This is a genomic window from Actinoplanes sp. NPDC048791 (genome assembly GCF_040650095.1).
Taxonomy (GTDB): domain Bacteria; phylum Actinomycetota; class Actinomycetes; order Mycobacteriales; family Micromonosporaceae; genus Actinoplanes.
Map to the genome: position 1 here is coordinate 1 of NZ_JBEZGQ010000600.1, position 4,107 is coordinate 4,107.

Annotated in this window: 6 protein-coding genes; 2 read left to right on the forward strand and 4 right to left on the reverse strand. The window is 73.3% G+C overall.

Going from position 1 to position 4,107, the window contains the following annotated elements:
• From AB0C29_RS32215 to AB0C29_RS32230, 4 genes are all read right to left on the reverse strand, one after another.
• A partial coding sequence (locus AB0C29_RS32215) for an ABC transporter permease (RefSeq protein WP_360828179.1) occupies positions 1-392 on the reverse strand: 392 nt, incomplete at its 3' end.
• Entirely contained in the window at positions 389-1,045 is a 657-nt protein-coding gene (locus AB0C29_RS32220; RefSeq protein ID WP_360828182.1) for an ABC transporter ATP-binding protein, read from the reverse strand. The genes AB0C29_RS32215 and AB0C29_RS32220, both read right to left, overlap by 4 nt.
• Positions 1,042-2,076: a peptidoglycan-binding protein gene (locus AB0C29_RS32225; protein ID WP_360828185.1), complete on the reverse strand. Its 1,035-nt coding sequence runs from the start codon at positions 2,074-2,076 to the stop codon at positions 1,042-1,044. The genes AB0C29_RS32220 and AB0C29_RS32225 overlap by 4 nt, the downstream gene beginning before the upstream one ends.
• The gene (locus AB0C29_RS32230; protein ID WP_360828188.1) at positions 2,073-2,615 is read right to left on the reverse strand and encodes a hypothetical protein; all 543 of its coding nucleotides are present in this window, start codon (positions 2,613-2,615) and stop codon (positions 2,073-2,075) included. Before AB0C29_RS32230 ends, AB0C29_RS32225 begins: the two co-directional genes overlap by 4 nt.
• Positions 2,616-2,721: 106 nt before the next feature.
• Between AB0C29_RS32230 and AB0C29_RS32235 the strand changes: the two genes are divergently transcribed.
• On the forward strand, positions 2,722-3,378 hold the full coding sequence (locus AB0C29_RS32235; protein ID WP_360828191.1) for a response regulator transcription factor: 657 nt from the start codon (positions 2,722-2,724) through the stop codon (positions 3,376-3,378).
• Positions 3,375-4,107 (forward strand): HAMP domain-containing protein (locus tag AB0C29_RS32240; RefSeq protein ID WP_360828194.1); only part of this gene is annotated, 733 nt, incomplete at its 3' end. The genes AB0C29_RS32235 and AB0C29_RS32240, both read left to right, overlap by 4 nt.

The window sequence follows — 4,107 nt, forward strand, 5'->3', positions numbered from 1 at the left end:
GCCGCGAGGACGGCGATGCTGCCGCTCTCCCCGACCGGGATGTACTCGTTGCGGTAGACCTTCGCTTCCAGCCGGCCGGTGGCGGTGGCCGACTCGACGGGGGCGATGCGCCGGACCATCGCCGGTGACTCGGCGGGCAGCTTCGCGTCCTCGCCGGCCATCGTCTGCCCGGGGGCGACCGTGAGCAGGTTGGTGCCGAGCTGGTCCAGGGTGCGGTTGAGATCGGCGCGGCTGGACGCCGAGATGCCCACCACGGCGAGCATCGCGGCGATGCCGATGGCGATCCCCAGCGCGGACAGCACGATGCGCAGTGGCCGGGTCCGCAGGCCGGCCGCCCCGACCCGCAGCACGTCGCCGGGGGCCAGGCGGGCGGGACGCAGGCGGGCGGTCATGACTCCGCCAGCCGGCCGTCGCGCATGTGCAGGCATCTCGGCAGTCCCCCGGCGATCTCCCGGTCGTGGGTGATCAGCACGACCGTGGTACCGGTGGCGTGCAGCGAGCGCAGCAGTTCCAGCACGCCCGCGCTGGCCACGGAGTCGAGGTTGCCGGTCGGCTCGTCGGCCAGCAGCACCGCCGGGTCACCGACAACCGCCCGGGCGATCGCCACGCGCTGGCGTTCGCCGCCGGAGAGTTGGTGCGGGCGGTGGTGGGCCCGGTGCTCCAGGCCGACGCGTTGCAGGGTGCTCGCGGCCCGGCGGCGGCGCTCGCGGCGGCGTACGCCGGTGTAGAGCAGGCCGTCGGCGACGTTGTCGAGGGCGGACACGCCCGGCGCCAGGTGGAACTGCTGGAAGACGAAGCCGATCGTGCGGGCCCGCAACGCCGACAGGGCCCGGTCGGGCAGGCTCGCCACGTCGTGGCCGTCGATGCTGACGGTGCCGGTGGACGGGCGGTCGAGGGCGCCGAGCAGGTGCAGCATCGTCGACTTGCCGGAGCCGGACGGGCCGACGATGCCGACCAGTTCGCCGGCGTCGACGTGCATCGACACCGCGTTCAGGGCCGCGACGCCGCCGGGGTAGGTCTTGCCGACCTCGCTCATCCGGATCATGCCGGCATCCCCACGGTCATGCCGTCGGCGAGCCCGGTCCCGCTGACCTCGGCGCGGCCGTCGGCGAACATGCCGACCCGGACCGGCAGGTAGCGGGTGGCGCCGCCCTCGACGACCTGCAGGCCGTACCCGCCCTCGGCCAGCGCGACCAGCGCCGCGACCGGCACGCTCAGCACGTTCCTGCGCTGCTCGCCGGTGTAGGTGACCTCGACCGGGGCCTCGCGCAGCCCACCGCCGGCCTTCGGGTCGCGCAGCTTGATCGTGACCGGGACCGTCGGATCCTTGCCCTGCTCGGCCGTTGCCTTGGCGCCGACGTGGGTCACCGTACCGGGGGTCTTGCTGCCGTCGGGCAGGGAGACCGACACCTTGGCGCCGGGCCGGGCCCAGTCGGCGGCGTCGGCCTCGGCGTCGACCGTGACGACGGCGGCCGCGCCGGTGTAGGTGAGCACCTCGCCCGTGGCGGGATCACCGACGCGGACCTTGTGCTCGGCGACGCGGATCGTGCCGGCGGCCACGACCACCCACGCCGAGGTGACGGTGCCGGTCCGCGGCAGCGCGAGCTTCTTCTGCCAGGTGCGGACCGCGCGGGCGGTCGCGGCGCTGTACTCGTCGTCGACGGTGAAGCCGCCGTAGCCCAGGTCGCGCAGGTTGCGCTCGAACTGCAGGACGTCGGGGCCCTCGACGCCCGGCGACAGCGGCCGGTAGAGCGGCAGGACGCCGGTGAGCAGCACTACCCGGCGGTTGTCGGCGCGCAGCACGGTGCCGCCGCACTCGATCGTGCGGCCCTGTTTCGGCAGCCACGTCACGGTGCCGCCGGCCGCGGACTTCATCGGGACGGGTTGGCCGTAGCCGAGCTCGCCGTCGACGGTGACCGACTTGGCCAGCGTCTGGCGCCGTACCGTGGTGGTGGCCGCCGGTCCCGCAGCCGCCGGCGGGGTGTCCGGCTCGTCGTCGAGGACGACCGCGGCCGCGCCCGTCGCGCCCAGGGTGGCCACCGCGGCGATCACGACCAGCGCGGCGCGGCGGGTCACCGGCTCACCTCGATGCCCGGCATCACTCCCGTGCCGAACTGCGGGCACTTGTCGCCGACCTTCGACAGCTTCTCCAGGTCGGTGTTGTCGTCCGCATCCATCTTGAAGCCGCCGGTCTCCGGGTCCGGGTCCGGGAAGCCGGGCACGCCGTTCTCCCGCACGCACTTGGCGTAGTCCCGGGCCTTGGCCAGGTCCTCAGCGGTGGCTTTCGGCGGCTCGCCGCCGTTGGGCAGGAACTCGCGGCACTTCTCCATCGCGGCATCCATCTTCTTGCCCGAGGCCTCGTCGCCGACGGCGGTGGCGGGCATCCCGACCATCCCGTCGGGGCCGGGGTCGGGCATGTCGATCCCCGCCGTGCGCATGCACTGGGCGAACTTGCGGCCCAGGGCCGCGTTGTCGGCCGGCGCCGACGCGCCCGCGCTCGGCTTGCCGCCGGCCGAGGCCACCTGCTGCTCCTTCTGGTCGGCGGCGCATCCGCTCAGCGCGGCCACAAGCAGCAGGGGTACGGCGATCAGCCGCATCCGGTATCGGTGTGTCATCACAGCTCCTTCTGGGGTCGGAGCCACGACACCAGAACGCCGGTTAACCGATCATTAGCGCCGGCGCTAACAGGGTTCTAACGGGTTGGCCAGGCACCATGTGCCGGTGCGGATACTGGTGGCAGAGGACGAGGTCGTACTGGCCGACGCGATCGCGGAGGGTCTGCGGTTGCAGTCGCTGGCCGTGGACACCGCGTACGACGGGGATGCCGCGCTGCAACGGCTCGCGGTCAACAGCTACGACGTGCTCGTGCTGGACCGGGACCTGCCGGTGGTGCACGGCGACGACGTGTGCCGGGCGGTGGTCAGTTCCGGCTCGCCCGTACGGGTGCTGATGCTCACCGCCTCGGGCGGTCTGGCCGACCGGGTGGCCGGTCTCGGCCTGGGCGCCGACGACTACCTGCCCAAACCGTTCGCCTTCGTCGAGCTGATCGCCCGCGTCCGGGCTCTGGGCCGGCGGGCCCGCCCGGCGGCACCACCGGTGCTGGAACGCGCGGGCCTACGCCTGGACACCAACCGCCGCCAGGTCTACCGCGACGGCCACCACGTCGCCCTGTCCCGCAAGGAGTTCGCCGTGCTGGAGGAGCTGCTGCGCGCCGACGGGGCGGTGGTCAGCAGTGAGCAGCTGCTGGAGAAGGCCTGGGACGAGCACACCGACCCGTTCACCGGCGTGGTCCGGGTGACGATCCTGAACCTGCGCCGCAAACTCGGACCGCCGCAGGTGGTCACCACCGTGACCGGAGTGGGGTACCAGATCCCGTGACAACCCACCGACTGACCGTCCGGGCCCGGCTGACCGCCCTCTACGGCGGGGTGTTCCTGCTGGCCGGGGCCGCGCTGCTGGCGATCACCTACCTGCTGCTCGCGCAGGCGCTGAACACCAGCTCCTTCAGCGAGAGCGCCGTGCTCGCCGTACCCGGGATGCGGGTCGCCGGCGCGCCCTCCGCCCCCCTCGAGACCTACCCGCAGGGCCTCGCCGCGACCCAGGACGCGGACAGTGTGGAGTTGGTGAAGCTCGCCGGGGAGCTGCAGACGCAGTTCCGCCGGCAGACGCTGACCTCGCTGCTGCAGCGCGGTGCCATCGCGCTGGCCGGGGTGGCGGTCATCGGCATCTGGCTGGGCTGGCTGATGGCCGGGCGGACCCTGCGCCCGCTGCAGCAGATCACCGCGACCGCGCGCCGGGTCGCCGACCGCAATCTGCACGAACGCATCGGCCTCAGCGGCCCCAAGGACGAACTGCGGCAGCTGGCCGACACCTTCGACGACATGCTGGCCCGCCTGGACGCGGCCTTCGGCTCGCAACGCCGCTTCGTCGCCAACGCCTCACACGAGCTGCGCACCCCGCTGACCATCAACCGGACGCTCATCGAGGTCGCCCTGAGCCGGCCCGGCGCGCCCGCCGAGACCCGCCGGCTCGGCGAGACCCTGCTCAGCGTCAACGCCCGCCACGAACGGCTCATCGAGGGCCTGCTGGTGCTGGCCGGCTCCGAAC